At 26.0% G+C, this 19,207-nt stretch carries 14 protein-coding genes; 7 read left to right on the top strand and 7 right to left on the bottom strand.

What is annotated here, in order from left to right; all coding sequences use genetic code 4:
* Position 1: 1 nt before the first annotated feature.
* Genes EXC58_RS00550 through EXC58_RS00540 form a run of 3 tightly spaced genes read left to right on the top strand, consistent with a single transcriptional unit; the run spans position 2 to position 7,209 of the window.
* A complete protein-coding gene (locus EXC58_RS00550; RefSeq protein ID WP_129725122.1) occupies positions 2-2,668 on the top strand; it encodes an Mbov_0397 family ICE element conjugal transfer ATPase in 2,667 nt (888 codons plus the stop codon).
* Positions 2,661-3,308, top strand: a complete 648-nt coding sequence (locus tag EXC58_RS00545; protein ID WP_129725121.1) for an Mbov_0398 family ICE element protein — start codon at positions 2,661-2,663, stop codon at positions 3,306-3,308. The genes EXC58_RS00550 and EXC58_RS00545 overlap by 8 nt, the downstream gene beginning before the upstream one ends.
* Positions 3,292-7,209: an Mbov_0399 family ICE element protein gene (locus EXC58_RS00540; RefSeq protein WP_129725120.1), complete on the top strand. Its 3,918-nt coding sequence runs from the start codon at positions 3,292-3,294 to the stop codon at positions 7,207-7,209. The genes EXC58_RS00545 and EXC58_RS00540 overlap by 17 nt, the downstream gene beginning before the upstream one ends.
* A gap of 30 nt (positions 7,210-7,239) precedes the next feature.
* Here the strand turns inward: EXC58_RS00540 and EXC58_RS00535 are convergent, their stop codons facing one another.
* Together EXC58_RS00535 and EXC58_RS00530 are read right to left on the bottom strand one after the other, a co-directional pair.
* Positions 7,240-7,581, bottom strand: a complete 342-nt coding sequence (locus tag EXC58_RS00535) for a hypothetical protein (protein WP_129725119.1) — start codon at positions 7,579-7,581, stop codon at positions 7,240-7,242.
* On the bottom strand, positions 7,563-8,240 hold the full coding sequence (locus tag EXC58_RS00530; RefSeq protein ID WP_129725118.1) for an Mbov_0400 family ICE element protein: 678 nt from the start codon (positions 8,238-8,240) through the stop codon (positions 7,563-7,565). Before EXC58_RS00530 ends, EXC58_RS00535 begins: the two co-directional genes overlap by 19 nt.
* 112 nt (positions 8,241-8,352) lie before the next feature.
* On the opposite strand from EXC58_RS00530, the gene EXC58_RS00525 reads away from it, so the two are divergent.
* Positions 8,353-9,528 (top strand): Mbov_0401 family ICE element transposase-like protein, encoded by a 1,176-nt coding sequence (locus tag EXC58_RS00525; protein WP_129725117.1) that lies wholly within the window; start codon positions 8,353-8,355, stop codon positions 9,526-9,528.
* 635 nt (positions 9,529-10,163) lie between these two features.
* On the opposite strand, the gene EXC58_RS00520 is transcribed toward EXC58_RS00525, so the two are convergent.
* The 5 genes from EXC58_RS00520 to topA all read right to left on the bottom strand — a co-directional run bounded on the left by EXC58_RS00520 (position 10,164) and on the right by topA (position 17,604).
* Positions 10,164-11,783, bottom strand: a complete 1,620-nt coding sequence (locus EXC58_RS00520) for an MHO_4530 family protein (protein WP_129725116.1) — start codon at positions 11,781-11,783, stop codon at positions 10,164-10,166.
* A complete protein-coding gene (locus EXC58_RS00515) occupies positions 11,783-13,957 on the bottom strand; it encodes an ATP-dependent helicase (RefSeq protein WP_129725115.1) in 2,175 nt (724 codons plus the stop codon). The genes EXC58_RS00520 and EXC58_RS00515 overlap by 1 nt, the downstream gene beginning before the upstream one ends.
* A gap of 5 nt (positions 13,958-13,962) precedes the next feature.
* On the bottom strand, positions 13,963-14,607 hold the full coding sequence (locus EXC58_RS00510; protein WP_129725114.1) for an RDD family protein: 645 nt from the start codon (positions 14,605-14,607) through the stop codon (positions 13,963-13,965).
* 1 nt (position 14,608) lies between these two features.
* On the bottom strand, positions 14,609-15,628 hold the full coding sequence (locus EXC58_RS00505; protein WP_129725113.1) for a glycosyltransferase: 1,020 nt from the start codon (positions 15,626-15,628) through the stop codon (positions 14,609-14,611).
* A 110-nt stretch (positions 15,629-15,738) separates the two neighbouring features.
* On the bottom strand, positions 15,739-17,604 hold the full coding sequence (topA, locus tag EXC58_RS00500) for a type I DNA topoisomerase (RefSeq protein WP_129725112.1): 1,866 nt from the start codon (positions 17,602-17,604) through the stop codon (positions 15,739-15,741).
* A gap of 297 nt (positions 17,605-17,901) precedes the next feature.
* Between topA and rpsF the strand changes: the two genes are divergently transcribed.
* The 3 genes from rpsF to rpsR are packed head-to-tail and all read left to right on the top strand — an operon-like array spanning position 17,902 to position 19,125.
* Positions 17,902-18,318 carry a 30S ribosomal protein S6 gene (rpsF, locus tag EXC58_RS00495; RefSeq protein ID WP_129725111.1) on the top strand — a complete coding sequence of 139 codons (417 nt, stop codon included), beginning with the start codon at positions 17,902-17,904 and terminating at the stop codon, positions 18,316-18,318.
* Between the two features lie 23 nt (positions 18,319-18,341).
* The gene (locus tag EXC58_RS00490) at positions 18,342-18,848 is read left to right on the top strand and encodes a single-stranded DNA-binding protein (protein WP_129725110.1); all 507 of its coding nucleotides are present in this window, start codon (positions 18,342-18,344) and stop codon (positions 18,846-18,848) included.
* A 10-nt stretch (positions 18,849-18,858) separates the two neighbouring features.
* Positions 18,859-19,125, top strand: a complete 267-nt coding sequence (gene rpsR, locus EXC58_RS00485) for a 30S ribosomal protein S18 (RefSeq protein WP_129725109.1) — start codon at positions 18,859-18,861, stop codon at positions 19,123-19,125.
* Positions 19,126-19,207: the final 82 nt, after the last annotated feature.

Raw genomic sequence — 19,207 nt, 5'->3', positions numbered from 1 at the left:
TATGAAATTACAAACTGATAAATTTAAAAAATATAAACTTTTAAGAGTTTGAAAAAACTTTAATATTTTTGATGCAGTTCTTCTAGTTGTAATTCTTTTTATTGCTGGTGCAATTGCTTATTATTCTCCAGTTTCAAATTTAATTAAAATTGTTATTTTTGCTTTAATAGTAATTGCTAGTGGTCCTTTGTTTATAGAAATTCCAAGTAAAAATGCACGTGGTTATATTGTTTTGATGTGAATTTTCTTTTATTTAGTAAGAGTTAAAAAATACAAAAAACAAAATAAAACAATGTACAACACAAAAAATTTAAATACATTAAAAAAGCTTGAAGATAATATTTTTGAAATTAATTATTTAAATGGACTTTTTAATTTAAAAACAAAAACAAAAGCAATGGTAATTGAAGTTTTTGGAAAAGATATTACTGTTAATAAAGTAGAAGAACAAGAAGTTTATTTACAAAAACTATCTGATGCTTTTACTGCTATTAATACGAAAATTTTTATTGTAAAAATTCCTAAGTTTCTTTCAATGACTGCAAATGAACAAAATTTAGCAAAGGTTAAAAACAATAAATATTTTGAAAAGATTAAATCTGAATGAGAAAACGATTTAAAAACAGTTGATAATTTTCAAAATGTTGATAAATATTATATTGTTATGATTAATGCTGATAAAGACAAATTAAAACAAGAATTATATTCAATTCAACTTAATTTACATCGAGCAGAAATTGAAAGTGAGATTTTAACTAAAAGAAAATTAATAGATTTTTTGAATGATTTATATTTATTTGGAAACGATCTTAGTGAAGAAAATATTGAAGAAATTATGAAAAGTGGAGATTTAGAAAAATTCTTTACTTATGAAAATATTACTTTTAAGGATAAATATTTTCTTACAAATAAAACATATAATTCAGTTCAAAGTATTGCATCTTTTCCTTTAAAATTGCCTCAAAATTGAATCGCTGAAACATTTAATAGCAATTCAACAATTATATGAAGTTTAAACCCTTTAGACGATAAGAAAAAAGATAAGATTTTAAATACTGTAGAAACTAATATGGCAGTTAATGCAGAAAGTATTTTTAATAAAATGTTAAAAAGAAGACAACAAAATAACCAAGAAGCTTTAGAAAATGTTTCTGAAGCAGTTGCCTCTAATAGTGAGCAACTTTTTGAAAGTTCATTAATGTTATGAAATCGTGCGTTTGATTTAGATACTTTAAAAGCACAAGAAAAACAAAATGAAATTAACATTAAAAAATGAAAAGGAGTTGTTAATAATTTAAGATATCGTCAAATTGAAGCATATTCTGCATTAGCACTTAAAAATACTGATATGCTAAAAGAATACACTGAGCAACTTAGTGGAAACATCGGTTATGGTTGAGTATTTTCAAATCAATATTTAAATGATAATAACTTTTCGTTGCTTGGATTTTCTATTTTTAATAAAAATGCTCCGGTGTTTTTTGATCCGTCAATTAAATCTGCAAAAAGAATTAACCAAAATATGTTTGTTCTTGGAACTAGTGGAAGTGGAAAAAGTACATTTTGTAAGAAATTGCTTGCTCCACGGGTTGCGATTAATGATAAAGTCATCATTTTAGATCCTCAAGGAGAATACAAGAAAACAATGAATGCTTTGGGTGGAAAAACCATTAAATTAGGGGTTGCAGAAGATTTACGTTTTAATCCACTGCAAATTATTAAGTTATTTAATCCAAAGCAAGATCCTTCGTATTACACCAATGTAGATATACAATTACAAAATGAAGAAGTTTTAACATTAAATGAAGACTTCATTAGAGAGTGATTTAGTTTGCTATATCCACACTTTGAAGCACTTGATATTCAAATTATTGTTTCATCTCTTAAAAAAGTCTGAGAAAAATTTGGTTTTTTTAATTCTCAAAGTGATATTACTAAATGAGATAATAATCAATATCCGCTTATGAGTGATTTAATTAATGAACTTAAAAAAGTTAATAAAAATGATTTATTTTTTCAAAATACAATCAGAATTCTTAAGACCTTAGAACTAGATTTTCAAGCAAATGGACGCTTCAATAAGCTTTATAATCAATATACTAATATTGATTTAAATGATAATTTAATTGTCTTTGATACTTCCGCACTAATGAATCAAAAAATCGAAGTAAAAAACAGTTCATTTTACTTGATTATTTCATTTATAAAAGGTATAATATCGGAAACATACAAGAAGGATTATAGGGTTTGATTATTAATTGATGAAGCACATAAATTTATTGATGAAAATTCCATTTCTACTTTAGATTTTATCTATCAAGTAGTTAAAGAAGGTCGTAAATATAATTGCGGAACTATTATCACAACACAAAATCCACAAGATTTTACTAAAACTGAAGCTATTAAAGCTAAAGGTCAAGCAATTTTAGAAAATTGTCAATATTCAGTATTTTTAAAACTTACTCCAACTTCAGTCGAATCGGTAAATGCTCTTTTTGAAGCTAGTGGTGGGCTTAGTGAAACAGAAAAAAATTTTCTTGTACACGCTTCAGTTGGACAAGGAATTATTTCACTTAATTCAAGTTCTCGAATTGCAATTGATACTTACTATAATGATATTGAAAAAGAACTCTTTTTTGAAAGTGGAGACTTAAGAAAATATGAGTAATGTTCAACAAGCAAAAAATACTCTTAAAAAAGTTCAACAACAAATTCAAAAACTTAAAGAAACAAAAAATAAACAAAAATTTAATCGTTATCGCTTTAGCGGCAGAATTAGCGATCAAAATGATGCACTTAAATTTGAAAAATGAAGAGAAAAATTATATTCCAACAATATTTCTCTTAATTCTGAGTTAACTAATGCTATCATTAAATATATTGATGACCAAGAATTTGATGATACTATTGATGTAGTTAAAGAACGTTTACACGATTATTTAAGGAAAGCAGTTTATGCTGGAACTAAATCAGTTCATAATAAATTAAATCGACAATTCAAATATCTAAATGCAAGATTAGATATTATTGATCAAAAACTTAATGCACTAATGAATATTTTGCTTAATAAAGTCGATATTAAAACAGTTAATGCAGAAAATATTCAATCAAATTTATATAATGAATTTTTTACTTTTATTAAAACTAAAAAAATGATTGATACAATCATTATTGAAGCAGAAAAATTAGATAAAAGTGAAGAAGAACAATTAAGTTCATATTTAAATAAAAATTATTCGATTATGTTGGATAAACACGAAAATAATTTAGATTTGAAAGGAATGCATAAAAATGAAAAAAATAAATAAATTCTTACCATTAATAGTAGCCCCCACTACTATTTTTTCTATTATTGGAGTATCAGCAATTGGAAATTCTGAAAATGGGGTTTATGAAACTACTTTTGATGAAATTATTAGTAGACAAAATAAAGAAAACACATCTTTTGATAAATGGAGTCTAAGTAATCATTTTTATGATGAACGTAATAATATAAATTGAAAAACAATTGCTAAAAATTTATTTGTAGGTACAGACTTTATTTTTAAAGGAGAAAAACATAATAAAACAAATATATTTAAGCCATCAAATTACACTAAATATTATTGAGATCCGTTTGATGCTTGATATCCTTATGGAACATACGAAGAAAGCAGAAACAATATTTTAATAGCTAATAATTTAGCAGAAAACATGGATGCTTTAGATTTTTTAAATGAGCTTAAGAAAAGCGAAATAAAATTAAATTTAGCTGTCCAAGATTATAATGGAAATTTGAGAAGCCAAAACATCAAACAAATATATTTAAATTATGATTTTAAAGAACTTGAAAATAAAATTAATAAGCTTAAAGAACAAAAGAGAAAAGATTTTAACTTTACAAATACTAATAAAGTACTTATTGATTATTTTAAGCTAAGTTATAATGTTGATTTTATACATGAAGATTATTACAGAAATCAATGAACAATAGGGAAACCAATAGGACAAGGTAATATTTTTATCAAAAATTTCTGATTTAACATTGATATTGGATTAAAAATAAAATCTACATACAAAGATAATTTAAAAAATTATGATGTACTAAAATTAAAAGAAGAATGGGATAAATCTAATTTAAAAACAATTAACTCACTTGATGTTCCAACAGATGTTGGAGCTAATTATGGGGCAACTAATTATAAGCTATCTTCTGATGATAAATCAAATAAGGAGTATTTAGAAGAAGAGTTAAATAAATTTGCTTTTTATAAGAATACAAATCAAAGATTAAATGGAGCTTTTCAAATTGAATATGAACTACTATCAGATAATCAAACATTACAATTATATGTGATTTATTACAATTTATTGTTTCTAAAAAAAGAAAAAATAGTTTTGAAGAAAATAAAACTAAATTTTCAAAATACAAGTAAATTTAAGCAAAAAGATATCGCAAGTCGTTTAAGAATTGTTCCTAATCAATTTTTAGATTTAACTAATATATACTCACGTCAATTAGTCCCAGATCAACCAATTCGTGTAGAAAATGATCAAGCAATTTCTGATACATATGGAGGAACTTGAATTTATCATGCTCCAGCTAAAATTACTTTTCAAACTACTGAACGCGAAGATGAAGAGCTATACATCAATGGAAATAAAGTTGATGTTTTAGATAAAAATTTTGAATATGATTTAAATGATCTTCGAGGAGCTAAAAAGCAAAAAGATGAAGACCAAGAGAAAACAAATCAATATACTATTGAAGTAGTTAAATATGATAAAGCAAATGCCAATGGTAACAATCAAAGAGAAATAAAAAGATATAAAGTTGTTTTAATCATTAATTCTCTTGGAGCGGATTTACAAGGGAAATGATATGCTTGAAACCCTGAAATTAACCCTGAGCAAAGAGAATTAATTGAGCCATATTTAAAAAATGAACGTGGAGAAGCTATTTTAGATTCACGTGGAAATAAACTTAAAAATCCTAAATATGATCCATTAATCAATCCTAAAACAGGAACTAAAGAAGAAATTTTATGAGTTGATTATACAGGAAATAATAAACTCCCAGATAATACTAGATTTTTACAAGATCCTTTAAATTCGAATGGAGATTTTTTAAATAATAATAGAATGTTTGGATTTATTGCTAGTGGAGCAGTTGTAAATAAAGGGATTAATATTACTTCAAATATTAAAATTGACGAAGCACAACGCTTTAGAATTAATCCATATAACAAAAGCACTTTTACTACTACTGGACAAGCTAATGTAAATATTATTAATAATGATAAAGATTATTTTAGCAGTAGCGGAATGTGACTTTATACTCTTAGAGATAAAGGGAATATTGATACATATAAACTATTTTATATTAATAATGATAATCAACCATACGCTAAGTTTAGTGATGTTTATCAAAATGCACAAGTGAAACCATTTTGAAGTACATATCACGGAAAGCACTTACAGAAATTTTTAATAGATAAAAAACTTGCAAGCGAAGATTCTGTTAAAAAATTAAGCTATGAGCAAGTTATCAATTATTGAAAATTATATATAAATTCAACTTATCGTCAAGTAATTGGAAATGAGAGAAATAACCCTACTTTAAATAATATTAAAAATACATTAGAAGCTGGACCTTTCGTTGATCATTTTTTTAAAGATAAAGATTCCAACTACACTATACCAATAAATAAAGATAAAATAAAAGAATATGCTAAAACTCATACATTTAAAGAATTTGAAAAACTAACCCCTGAAGAAAAGAAAAACATGTTTTTAAATGATAATCCTTTTTTTAAAGAATCTTTAGATAAAATTGATTTTATAGTTAATAAAAATGAAATCAAACCAATTATTGATTATAAAAATACAGGATCAGAACATGTATGAAATTATGAAAATGGAGAAGATACAACCTTTGTTAAATGAAAAGAAGATGTAGATTTTGAATCTAAAACAAACAAAGTTGCTATTACTCCTAAAATCTTAAAAGGATACTTAAACTCTTTATTTGAAAACGTTGCCTCATATGAAGAAGCTTTAAATGATATTGAAGATGATTTACTGCTTGATTTTAAAAATAAAGATAAGGTTAAATATAACATCGAAAAAACCTTTGATAATAAATTAAGATTTACCTTTAGAGTTAAGGAAGAGTTTTATAAAGATTACTATATACCACGGGACCAATCAGTTTTATATTATCAAAATGAAAAAATAGATCCTAATTATAAAAGTGATTTAATTAATGTGTTTGCAAACTTTAATCTTAAAGAAATTAATTTAAATGGAATAGCAAGTGTCAAAGAAGCTAAAGATTTTATTAAAGAACAAGTTGTTAAAGCTATGGATAAACGCTTTAGTATTGATAAAGATTACTTAATAAATAATTTAGATTCAGTTGCAAATCAAGCAACCGCTAACTTATCAATTTTAAAAGAACCGGTTTATTTTAACTTAAATTTAAGTGCTAATACCGATAAAGTAAATCAATTAATTGGATTTAAAACTATTAAAATTTTCAATAGTGTTGCAAATAATAAAATACCACGTGAAAGAGATTTAATCAATTATGCAGTAAATAATCAATCATTTTCAAGTATCAATACTTTAGAAGAAATAACTCAAAAAATTATCGAAAATCTTAATAACGATTTAAGAGTTTATGGGATAAACTTTAATGATTATTTAACTTTTGAAAACTCACAAGATATTTTGAAACTTATTACTCCTAAGAAAATCAATAAAATAAATTTAAAAATTATTCCTTTAAATAAGCTTTTAAATGGTGCCAAAACCATTGAAGTTATTAATGATAATACTAATATAAATTCGTCCCCTGACGTTGATGAAAACGGGAAACCAATTATTAAAGAAATTGATTATAAAAAGCTTGCAGAAGAGAAATTAAAGCAAGACCAGGAATATATCAATAGTCGAAATTTTCCTGAAGAAGCAGAAGATTTTAAAAATAATCAAATCAAAAATGAATGAGAAATTGGATATGTTAAACCAAAAGGCGTTGAAGAGATTTTTAAAAATCTTCCAGGATTAAATGGTGGATCTATTAGTATTGAAAATACAAATGAAAATCAAACATTCATTCAAAAACATCCAACTTGATTTATTGTAATAATGATTTTAACCGGAATTATTGTAATATTACTATTGATTGCAATTTATCAAAGATATATTCGTCCACCAATGAAATAAGAAAAAACAACATCATTTTGATGTTGTTTTTTACATCCCAAGAACAGGAACTTTTGGTTTGTGTTGTTTAATTTCTTCTTCGTTATCTTCTTGCTTTTCTACATTTTGATCTTCTAAATACTTTTGATAAAGTAAATGATTGTCTTCGCTATCTGACTCTTTTTCTTTATATCTTTGATACTGTTCTTCTATAATATCTTCATCTGTTCTATAGTCATAATATTTTCTATATCTTTGATAATTTTTCGATTCTTCTGGGGTCATTTGAGTTGTATATTCGAAATCATTATAAGCTTTTATATCAAAGTTAGGGTCCAATTTATCCTCGACAATATTATATTTTTTTGCATATTCTATTCATTCTTTTTTCATTTTGATTCATATTCGTCTGATATTTTTTTATTATTTTTTAACCAATAATCAATAACGTCTTTACTTTGTTTTCTTAAATCAACAAGCAGATTTATTAAATCTTCATTATAATATCAAGCTATTTTTGGGTCCAAAAAGTTCCCGTGGTGTTTTACTGTTGAGAAGATAATTTCACTTTTTAAAGAAGGTTCTTTAGTGTTTAATGTTATTTTCTGATATGTTGCTTTAGCATCTGCATCTTCGACAAAATTGTAGTATAACATTGAAATAATTTGTTTCACGTCTTCAAAATTCAATTGATTCAAATTATTTATTTCACTTTCATCATATAACAATTTAAATTCATCTTTTTTCATTACCATAATATTTGATGTGTCTGCTAAGCTTTTTTCTCCATCTCTATTGATAAATTCATGTTCAAAATTAAATTTAGTTCTTGCTTTTTTATCACCATTTTCCAATGTTATTTCAGATGAACGAATATTTAAAAAGTAAACATTATTTTTATGATAAAAAACAACTAAAGGACGATTATGAGGCCATTTAATTCTCTTTTTAAAATTAGAAGGTTTTAAAATTTCAATACCATCATCTTTAAAAGATACTGTGCGAATTTGATCTGAAATTTCACTGTTTATTCTTAAAAATATTTTTCACATAATAATAAAATTATATCAATTCCAACTTATCATTTTGACAAAAAAGCATTAAAAAGATGCTTTTTAAAACATTTTTGGACTATTTTTATCAAATCTTCTTATAATATCAACTATGCAAAATTCTAGTGAAAAAAATATAAATTTTATAATTAAAGCAACCGAAAAAGCTTTTTTTGAAGACGAAAAAAAGTTTCTGAATTCACAAGAACGCATTAATTTAGGATGAAATGTTCATCAAATTAAAACTAGAATAATTAAAACATCTGTGGGAATTCTACACCTAAAAAGATACTTTTATATAGATAAAAAAGGTAAATATCACTACTATCAAAATCCTAATTTTGATATTCCTTATAATAAAAATATTGATGATACAGTAATTCAAAAAACGATAAATTTGAAAAAAGAAGGCAATTCCAATCGTGCAATTTGTCAATCTGAATTTAATAATATGATTAGTTTGCAAACAGTTACTAATATTACAAAAAGCCAACAACAAATACAAAAAATTAATTTTAAATGTTCTTCTTCTCTTAATGAAACCCTTTATTTAGAAGTAGATGATACCTTTTTAAATCTCAGAAATAATCATAATAAAGTCAGTAAAAATCGTGCTAGAGTTTTAGTTTTACATAAAGGAAAAGACAAAAATAATAAAATTATTGACAAAACAACTGTAGTTAAAATTGATTTAGTCAACTCAAATAATAGCATAAATAAAGAATTTATTAATGCTATTAAAAAGGTAATTTTTACTCATTATGCTAATAATTATAAGCAAATTGTAATGTATGGTGATGGAGCTCCGTTTATGAGAAGGCTTGCTAAAGCACTCAATGCAGAGTATATTTTAGATTGATTTCATGTGGTTCGCAAGCTCTTTATACTCTGTGGATTTGACAAATATAACACCGAAAACAAACGTCTTTTTATGAGTTTTTTGATTAAAAATCACCAAAGTTTATTTCAATTATTAAGAAAATTATTAATTAAAGGAGAGTGAAAACAAGTGATAAATTTACTTGAAATTGAGTTCAAAAATAATTGAGACAAAGTATCAAGTAAGAAGAAAAAACTCTTTGAAGATTATAAAAAATACCTTAAAAATAACGGTGAATTTATTACAAAGTATGAAGAAAAATATCATATTGGTTCTCACACAGAAGCATTTATTTCTCATCAAATTAAAAAACACGGAACGAAAAAATTTTCTATTTATGGAATAAATTTTTTTAAAACAATTTTAATTTCTAACCTTAAAGATAATGAAAATTTGATTTTTCTTTAATTAATTTTTGGGAAATTTTAAATGTTAAAATTGCTATTTTTTAAAATTAAATTAATCAAAAATAACGATTTTTTGAAATTTCATTGAATTTACTATTAATTGTCAAAAAATATCTATAAATAAAAAGTGGGCATTTTTTTAATAAAAGATTTTTCAGTTTCAATATACATAGTATATTGGATTTTTTAAAAATTACGTTTTGCATAACAATTTTATGCACATTGAATTTTTTGCATAAAAAATATTTTGATTTTATGACAAAAACAATTACTAAAGTAATTGAATTTATATTTGCTCTGTGCGGTAAGCACTTTTTAAGCACCTTTTCCTGCTTTAAAGCATGGCGTGCACGCGCGCGTACGCCATAGGGGGCTCAAACCATTATTTTATGCAAGACAAAATTTTATGAAAAAAAGAACAATTTTTTAGATTGTTCTGTTTTGAAGTTGTATAATTAGATTGCTTAAAGAGATGTATGTACGCTCTTACCAACTGAAAATATTTATCTATCAAAAATTTTATTAAACATAAAAAATCTAAAAACTCAAACTAGTTTTTGCATAAATTAAAAAGCCTCAAAAAATTTTGAGGTTAAAAATTATATTTAACAATTTTTCTAACAAAATTAAACTTTTTTACTTAAAATATGCTTTTATTTGAGCTTTTTCTACAATTAAAGGATCTAAATTTAAATCAGGGTTTTCATAAACAATTTTAATGCCATTTTTTTGGGCCAAACTAACAATGTTAATACAATCATAAAATACATTAGTTTCATTTAACCGAGAAGAAATAACTTCTCCAATAACAATTACTTTTAATTTGGTGTAATTGATGACATTAATTAATGGTTTATCAATTTGATTAACATATAAAGCTGTTGGAATGTTAAATTGGTAATTGGATTTAATTTTTTTACGTAATTTCTTATAATCAAATAAATTTTTATACGCATATACTAAATACGTTGGTGAAGTAGTTGAATCCACAATGGGTGATTTTAAAAATACTTCTTGGGAGATTTTAACCATATTAGAGCTAATAGGAATTTTAGAAGGTTGATAATTTAACGAATTTTTGATATTTTGGTACCAAGAATCTTCAAAAAGATAATTTAGATATGGGATTTTTTGAAATAATTTTAGATATTTTGGATCAAAGTCTCCAAAATCAATTTCTTTAACTGATAAAATCGAATCACGATTACTTTTGTATACTTTGATTTTTCGCTGGGTGAACCTAAAATTTTCATTATTATTAATCCGGATGTATTGATTATAATGAAAAAGAAAATCCTTAAATTCATCACTTAAAAACACTCCAGGTTTTAAGTTGATATATTGATCTGATTGGTTTCGATTATTTAAAATATTAAATAATGAATAACGAATTTTATCTAGTAATTCTAAATTTGTATGTTTTGGATTATAGGGTTCTTCTAAAACAAAAATAGTTCCAGCAATAAAGTATTTTGTTAGTAAAAAATTTTTATTAAGTTGCTTAACTCGCTCAAGGAGTGATAAATATGCTGAATTACTTTTTTTATTAAAAACAAAATAAATAAACCCATCTTGAATGTTAATATAAGAATTTTTATACGGAATTCCAAAATGTTTATAAATAGAAATAATTTCTAAAGGTTGAATTTCATTAACATAAAAATATGGTTTAAGTGCTAGTGCTAAAATAACCTTTTTTTGAATCATGTTATTAAGTTTCTTTTGATTATTAATAAGTTGGCTAGCATCTTCATTGCGATATACCCGATTTCGATTTCAAATAATTGAACAGCGAAAATATCCATCATTTTTCGCTGTTATTTTTAATACATAAACTGTTTTATAATTTAACAGCTTATCAAGTCACAAGATTTGTTTTTCAAAAAAAGTTAAATTCAGTGCATTAATCATCTCTTTGTTTTGATCAAAGCGAATAACTAAATCGCGTTGAAATTCAGGGCTAAGCGATAAATAATCACTCAATTCTTTAGCGGCTTTTTGGTTTAAAAAGCTTAAAAAAGTCTCAGTAGAAATATATTTATAAGTGGTAAATTCACTTCTTTTACTATCAAAAATAGTGGACATAAATAAATATTTACCCGAAAAACGCAATACCCGCTTATTGATATTGTCAATTTTAAATAAAATCACTCCTGAAAAAGATCTAAAGTAATATAACACTAAAATTAAAAATGCAATAATAGCCCCTAAAATAAAAAATAAAAAACCGAAAATTGAAATTAAAATAATTGCCATTATGATGAAATAACTTGAATTGAAGGGTGATCTTTATTGAGCGTTTTTTCTTTTTTATCTTTAACAAATCGCACTACAATTTCACTTCCTTTAACTTCAAGCACCTCTCCTTCTCCAAAAGTAACATGTGAGATAATATCTCCAACAATAACTTTATTTTGTTTTTTCTTATCTGGTTCATTATTACTTGAAATTGCGATATCAAAATTTTTATGTAAAATGGTTTCATCTAAATCAATTCCCATTTCTTTAATAAATCGAGATGGAGCTTTAGGGGTATCGCTTCCAATTAAATGTCCACGAGAATCGCTAATAAAAAGATTTTTTCTGGCTCGAGTAATAGCTACATACGCAAGTCGACGCTCTTCTTCAATTGGAGAATTATCGTTATTTAAATAACTAAGTCCTTGTTCTTTATTGTCAATAACTTTAATACTTGGAAAAATTCCTTCAGTAAGCCCAACGACAAAAACATTATCAAATTCAAGTCCTTTAGCTGAGTGAATGGTCATTAACGAAACATAATTATTACTATTATCTCCTTCATCAGTAGCTGAAAGCAGTGAGACCATATTTAAATAATCACCCAAAGTTCCTTTAGGATTGTGACTTTCTCAGTTTTTAATTGATTCAATTAGCTCTTTAACATTATCAAGGGCAGAGCCACGGATGTTTTTATTATTTTCAATGTGTTCATAATAATTAATTTCTCGTAAAAATCAGTTTAAAATATCGCTGATTTTTTTAGTTTTAAGCCCATTTTTTGCGGTGATAATGGTTTTTAAAAATGGATATAATTTTTCTTTAATGAGTTTTTTAGAAATAGGTAAATTAGCAAAATCTTTAACAAAAGTTTCAAAAATTGTTTCTCCCCGATTAAGAGCGTATTTTTTAATGGTATTTAAAGTAGTTTCTCCAATTCCGCGAACTGGAACATTAATAATACGCTCAAGGGCAATATCTGAACCATCATGAATAACTCTTAAAAAAGCAATGGCATCCTTAATTTCACTTCGTTGAAAAAATTTCACTCCATTAAAGATTTTATGATTGATATTTTCTTGAATGAGAGCCTCTTCAAAAGGACGAGAATAATAATTAGCTCGATATAAAATAGCAATATTTTTAAGCTGATTTTTTTGTTTTTTAAGTTCGTTAATTTTTTGAACTACCCAACGAGCTTCAGCTTCAACGTTAAATCCATGATAAAACTCAATATCTTGTCCTTCGTCATTTTGAGTAATTAAATTTTTATTATAACGCATTTTGTTATGTTGAATTAACTTATTAGCTGCATCAAGAATTTTCTTAGTTGAACGATAGTTTAAATCAAGAACCACAGTTTTTGATTTAGGATATTCTTTTTCAAAATCTAAAATTAAATTAACTTCAGCTCCCCGTCAATTATAAATAGTCTGGTCTGGATCTCCAACAATAGTTAAATGGGTTCCATCTCCTACAATTTTTTTGATAATATCATATTGCATTTTTGAAGTATCTTGAAACTCATCAATTAAAATATACGAAAATTGTTTTTTATAATGTTCAGCAACATTAGGGTGAGCAATTAATAATTGGTGGGCTTTAATGATTAAATCATCAAAATCCAGTGCCCCTTTTAGTGCTAATTCATCTAAATATCCTTGATAAACTTTCACAATTGGTTCATCAATTTTAAAATTTAAATTTTCTGCAAACTGATAAATATCATAATTTTTATTTTTAGCTCAACTAATGTATTGAACCATATTTTTATAACTTACTACTTGAGTAGTGATTCCAAAACGCTTATATAATGATGATAAAATTTGATTTTTATCTACTTCATCTAAAATTAAAAAGTCATTATGATACCCCAAAAGGTGAATAAAACGACGTAAAATATTGCTACAAAGTGAATGGAAAGTAAAGATTTTTAAATCTTTATCATCGTATAAATATTTACTAATACGCTCTTTCATCTCATTACATGCTTTATTAGTAAAAGTTACTGCCAAAATATTGCTTGGAGAAATTCCTAAATCATTAATTAAATAAGTAACTTTTCGAGTTAAAACCTTAGTTTTTCCACTTCCAGCACCAGCAATAATCCGCAAATGCGAATCAAAATACTCAACTGCCTCTCGTTGAAATTTATTTAAATCACTTAATACATCATTTTTCTTTATGTTCATATCTGTTACCTTTCATCACTTTTAAAGTATTCAAATTTGGGTAATTCACAATAATAAGGAATTAATTTTAACTCTTGGGGTTTAATGACAGCTTTATATTTATTAATTACTACTCGAGTGTGAGTTATTTTATCGATAATGCTTAAGCGTTTTTTATTGATAATAATGGAAATATTAGTAATAAAATGCAATAAAAATCAATAACTAATTAAAACCGCAACAATATTTTGTTTAATTTGGTTTCCAAAAGTATTTTTTAAATTCGGAAGCTTGTTTAAATCAAAATCATTAACTTGAATCAAAATCATAAATGTACTAAAAACAATAATTCAAAAACCACCGTTAAATAAATTACGAATTAAAAAGGTTTTTAAGCTAATGTTTTGATTATTCAAATTAATCATCTTTAAATTAAAAATGCTTTGAAATAAGGTTTGCTTATTAAAATATAGTGGAATAAATATAAAATAAAGGGCTATTCAAACAAGACAAAGGAGAAAACTTCCATAAAAACGAAAAGATATTTTTTGAAGTTTTTCCACATTTAACGGAGCAAGAAAATAAAAAATAAAAATAATAACTGCCAATGAGATTAAAAAATCAAGTAAGTTGCAAATAAATCTTCGTCAAAAACCTGAATTTTCAAACATTTTATTCTAACTCACTTAAAATTTTAGCTTTTACTTTTTTTAATTGCGAAATTTCACTTCGCAGCAAGTTTGTTTCAATTGATGCTTTGAGCATATAAACATTAGATTTTTCAAATTGCTCAAATTCATTGGTATTTTGAAGTTTCTGGAGCGTTGCTTCATGTTTTTGGACTAACAACATACTCCTTTTTTCTTTAATTTGTTCTTTAGATTTAAAATTTCGATACACAAAGGTCGTTGAATTAAGCAGTCCATACATGATGATTTTAAAATAATAATATTTAGCATACATGATTTCTTGAATAACTTTAAGATTATGAAATTTGATATGGTTTTCAATTTTTTGAAAACTTTGTAGTTCATTTTTAATGTTAAGCCAAACATTAGCTCCATAATATTCACGAATAATTCGTTCATTAATGTATTTATAAGTATTAGCACTAAGGAGCAACATATAAGTAACTTCCACACATAATTTTGAATCATTATGAATAATTGGTTTATATTTAATTAATTGATCAGTTAGAGATTTTTTAAAAATTTTATTAAAAATAAAGGGGAATGAATACGCAAGTGCTTGCTTATTTTCATTTAAGTTCACCACTTCATTAGTACTTAAACGATGGGCCGGTTTTCAATTAATTGACCCAATAATTCGGGGTTGAAATTCAATTACATCAGCATCATTTTTAAGCGTAAGTTTAATTAAGCTATCAACATAATAGCGTTTAATAGTTGCATCTGAATTTAATACATAAAGATAATTTCCCTGGGCAATCCGAAAAGCACTAATTAAATTATGTTGATAAGATTTTAATTTACTATTAAAAATAACAACCAGTCGCTGCTTAAAAAAGCTTTTATGTTTAGCAATAACTTCAAAAACCTGCGGTGTTTGCGAGTCTTTATTAAGACACAAAATTACTTCAAAATCTTGATTATCTTGCTGGGTAAGTCCTTGTAAATACCAATCAACAGCTTTAGCAGATTCACTAACAAGCGAAATAAGTGATATTCTCATTTTACCCCCCTTTTTAGCTGTATTATTATATACATATAATAATTTTACCACATTAGCAATATTTACTTGGTAAAGCAAAACAAAAGCAATCAAAATGATTGCTTAATTTTTTAAGTTTTACTTGCGGCTTTTTTAGATCTGAATTTAAAGTTATTTTGTCCAGGGATGCTACGAGTGTAGCGACACTGAGGAAAATTCTTACATCCAATAAATTTTTGACCTTTTTTATTACGACGTTCAATTAAAATTCCATTATCTTCAGGACAAGGTTCTTCTAAAATTACTTCTTCAATTTTAGAAGCTTCCATACTTTGTTGAGCTTGTTCAAATTCTAAGGTAAATTTATCCCAAAAATCTTGCATAACAGAATCTTTTTTAAGCTTATCTTCAGCAATTTCATCAAGTTGCTCTTCAACACTAGCGGTATAAGATTCATTAATAATTTTTGGAAAAGAACCAATTAGTTTATCTAAAACTAAAATTCCAAATTCAGTTGGTTTTAAAGTATTTTCAAAAGTTTCAACATATTCACGATCTTTAATGAGTTTAACTGTTGAAGCAAATGTTGAAGGTCTTCCTACTTTAATATTATCAAGCTTTTCAATTAACGAACCCTCATTGTATCGTGGAGCTGGATTTGTTTGGTGTTCTTCAAAAACAAATTCTTTAATCTCAATAACATCTCCTTCTTGATATTGTGGATCAACATCACTAATCGGAGGTTCATTATCAATAATGTAATATCCATCAAAGTCAACTTTTGAAAAGGAATTTTTAAAAACATACTCACTATTTTCATAAGTATATGAAAAAACTTTACGAACCGGTTGTTTAATTAAACTACGCATGGTAATTTCTCAAATAAGTTGATAAATTTTAACTTCTTGATCGCTCATTTGTGGGTATAAAGCTTTTGCTTTTTCAGCAGTAACGCTAATATCTGTGGGTCTAATTGCTTCGTGAGCATCTTGATCGCCACTAAAACCTTTAATTTCGCTAGCTAAATAATTTTCTCCATATTTAGCTAAAATATATCCTTGTGCTGCACTGACAAAAGTTGCACTTAAACGGGTTGAATCAGTTCTTGGGTAGCTAATTAATCCACCGTCTCCATATCCTTCGTAAAGCTTTTGTAAAGCAACTTGAGTACTTTGAGCTGAATATGGACTTTTTTTGTAAAGTACTGATTGCTTGAGCGGTTCAACTTTAGCAAGTTTTCTTTGAGAATACTTAACTTCAACAACATTAAGGGTTTTTGGAGCTGTTTCAAAATGTTTTTTTATTGTTTCTAATTCTTCATTAAAAATTCACTCACGTTTTTCTGAAGGATTATTTAAATTAACATAAGTGGCTTCATTAACATTATCAGCAAAAAGAGCACGCAATTTACTGTAATATTCAGGAATAAAGGCTTCAATTTCTCGTTCACGATCAACAACTAATTTTAAGGCAATTGATTGAACTCTTCCAGCACTAGGATTAGTTGGTGAGTTAAAAATTTTGTTTTTCATTAATGAACTAAGTCTAAAACCAATGATCCGATCAAGCATGCGGCGAGCTTTTTGAGCTTCTACAAGTGGTTGATTTAACTTTTCTGGATGCTCAAAAGCTTTTAAAATGGCATCTTTAGTAATTTCGTTATATTTAACACGAAAATACTGATCTTCAATTTTAAAGTAGCGAACAAGATGTTCACCAATAGCTTCCCCTTCGCGATCAGGGTCAGTTGCAATATACACTGTTGCAGAGTTTTTAATAGCTGCTTTTAGTTTTTTAGCAACTTCTCTTTTGCTTGAATCAAGTGAATATTCAGGTTCTCAACTTTCTAAGTTAATTCCTAGTGAAAAACGACCTGATGTTTTTAATTTTAAAATGTGTCCTACACTAGCAATTACTTCAAAATTATCTCCAAGGTACTTTTTAATAGTAGCAACCTTGTTTGGAGATTCGACAATAACTAAATTACTTTTTTCCATCGCTTAAAATATTACATTAATTTTTAATTAAGCAAAAAATAAAAAACAATATCAAAATTAAACTAAGCTTAATTAAATAAAATATATTAGCAATTATATTGTTTAATATTGTTTAATTTCGTTCGTCATTTGGTTGTTTATTAAATCTTAAATATTCTAATTTTTATGTTCATTTATTTATCTTATTTAGGACAAATTAACGTTTCTACTTTTAAAGGAAAATGATAAAATAAATAAAGAGTATTTTTTATATACTCCTTGGCTAATTAGCCCAATTTAAGACCATAAGGAGAAAACATGTCAAAATATGAAATTATGATCATTGTTGACCCTAAAGCTGATTTGGCACTAGCACAAAAACTTCTTAAAGAAGTTTTTGGAAAAAATGTTGAGAAAGCACAAAAGCTAGAACGCACTGAATTGGCATATAAAATCAACAATGCTCAACACGCTCAATACTTACTTGCTGAAGTTCAATCAGAACCTTCATTAATTGCTGAATTCACTCGTAAAGCTAATATTGTTAAAGAAATTTGAAGATATTTAGTATTAAACCTTGATACCGAAAGAGGTTATGGTAAAGAGTTTAAAAACGTTGGAAAAAACAAAGTTGATCCGCGTGTTACCAAAAACCCAAAAGGCGATATTCCATTAAGCGAAGAACCTAAAAAACGTGTATATAAAACCGTTAAAACACCAACAAGCAAAGAATAATTTTTCATTTTTAAGGATCGTATATGTATAATAAAGTTATTTTAATTGGACGTATTTCAAGTATTAATGAACTCAGACAAGGAAACAGTGGAAATAACTTTTTATCCTTTCGTATTGCTGTAAATAAAAACACCAGAACCAATACTAATGATGGTGGTACAAATTTTATTCCTTGTGTAGCTTTTAAAGCTAATGCAGATTTTATTAACAAATATTTAACTAAAGGTTCATTAGTTATGATTGATGGTTCAATTAATGTAAATGATTATCAGGATCGTAACGGAAACAAAAACACCAGCTTTGATGTGATTGTCAATTCAATTTCACCACTAGAATCTAAAGCACGACGGGAAGAATTAGCACAAAAGAATTTTAATACTAATTCATCTCCAAGTAAAAATGAAATTCCAGTTCAAACGCCTGAACAATACCATGAATTTAACAAAGATAACAATTATGCATTAGATCAAATATTAGATAAACCCGCTTCATCATCAACTATTTTTGGTGATGATGAAGATTGAGAATAGGAGAAAAGGTATGGCTTTTAACCCAAAACGTAAAAAAGGATTCGCTCCAAGAAAAAAATTCTGTGAATTTTGCACCGAAAAAATGCCTTATTTAGATTATAAAAACGTTGAGCTTTTATCTAAATATGTTTCAGCTAATGGACAAATCAAATCTAAATCAAACACTGGTGCATGTGCAAAACACCAACGTAAATTAGCAACAGCAATTAAAAGAGCAAGATTTATGGCTTTAATGCCTTACACAGTTGTTAGAGTAAGAATGCAAAAAAGTGTATAAGAAAATTCAGCTAATGCTGAATTTTTATTTTTCTTATTTAATATAAAAATGTAGATAAAAAACACTTACTAAAAATTAGTAA

This window comes from Mycoplasmopsis citelli (genome assembly GCF_900660645.1).
Classification (GTDB): Bacteria; Bacillota_I; Bacilli_A; order Mycoplasmatales; family Metamycoplasmataceae; genus Mycoplasmopsis; species Mycoplasmopsis citelli.
Note: the sequence above shows the minus strand (reverse complement) of the source record. Positions and strands in the feature narration are given on the sequence as shown.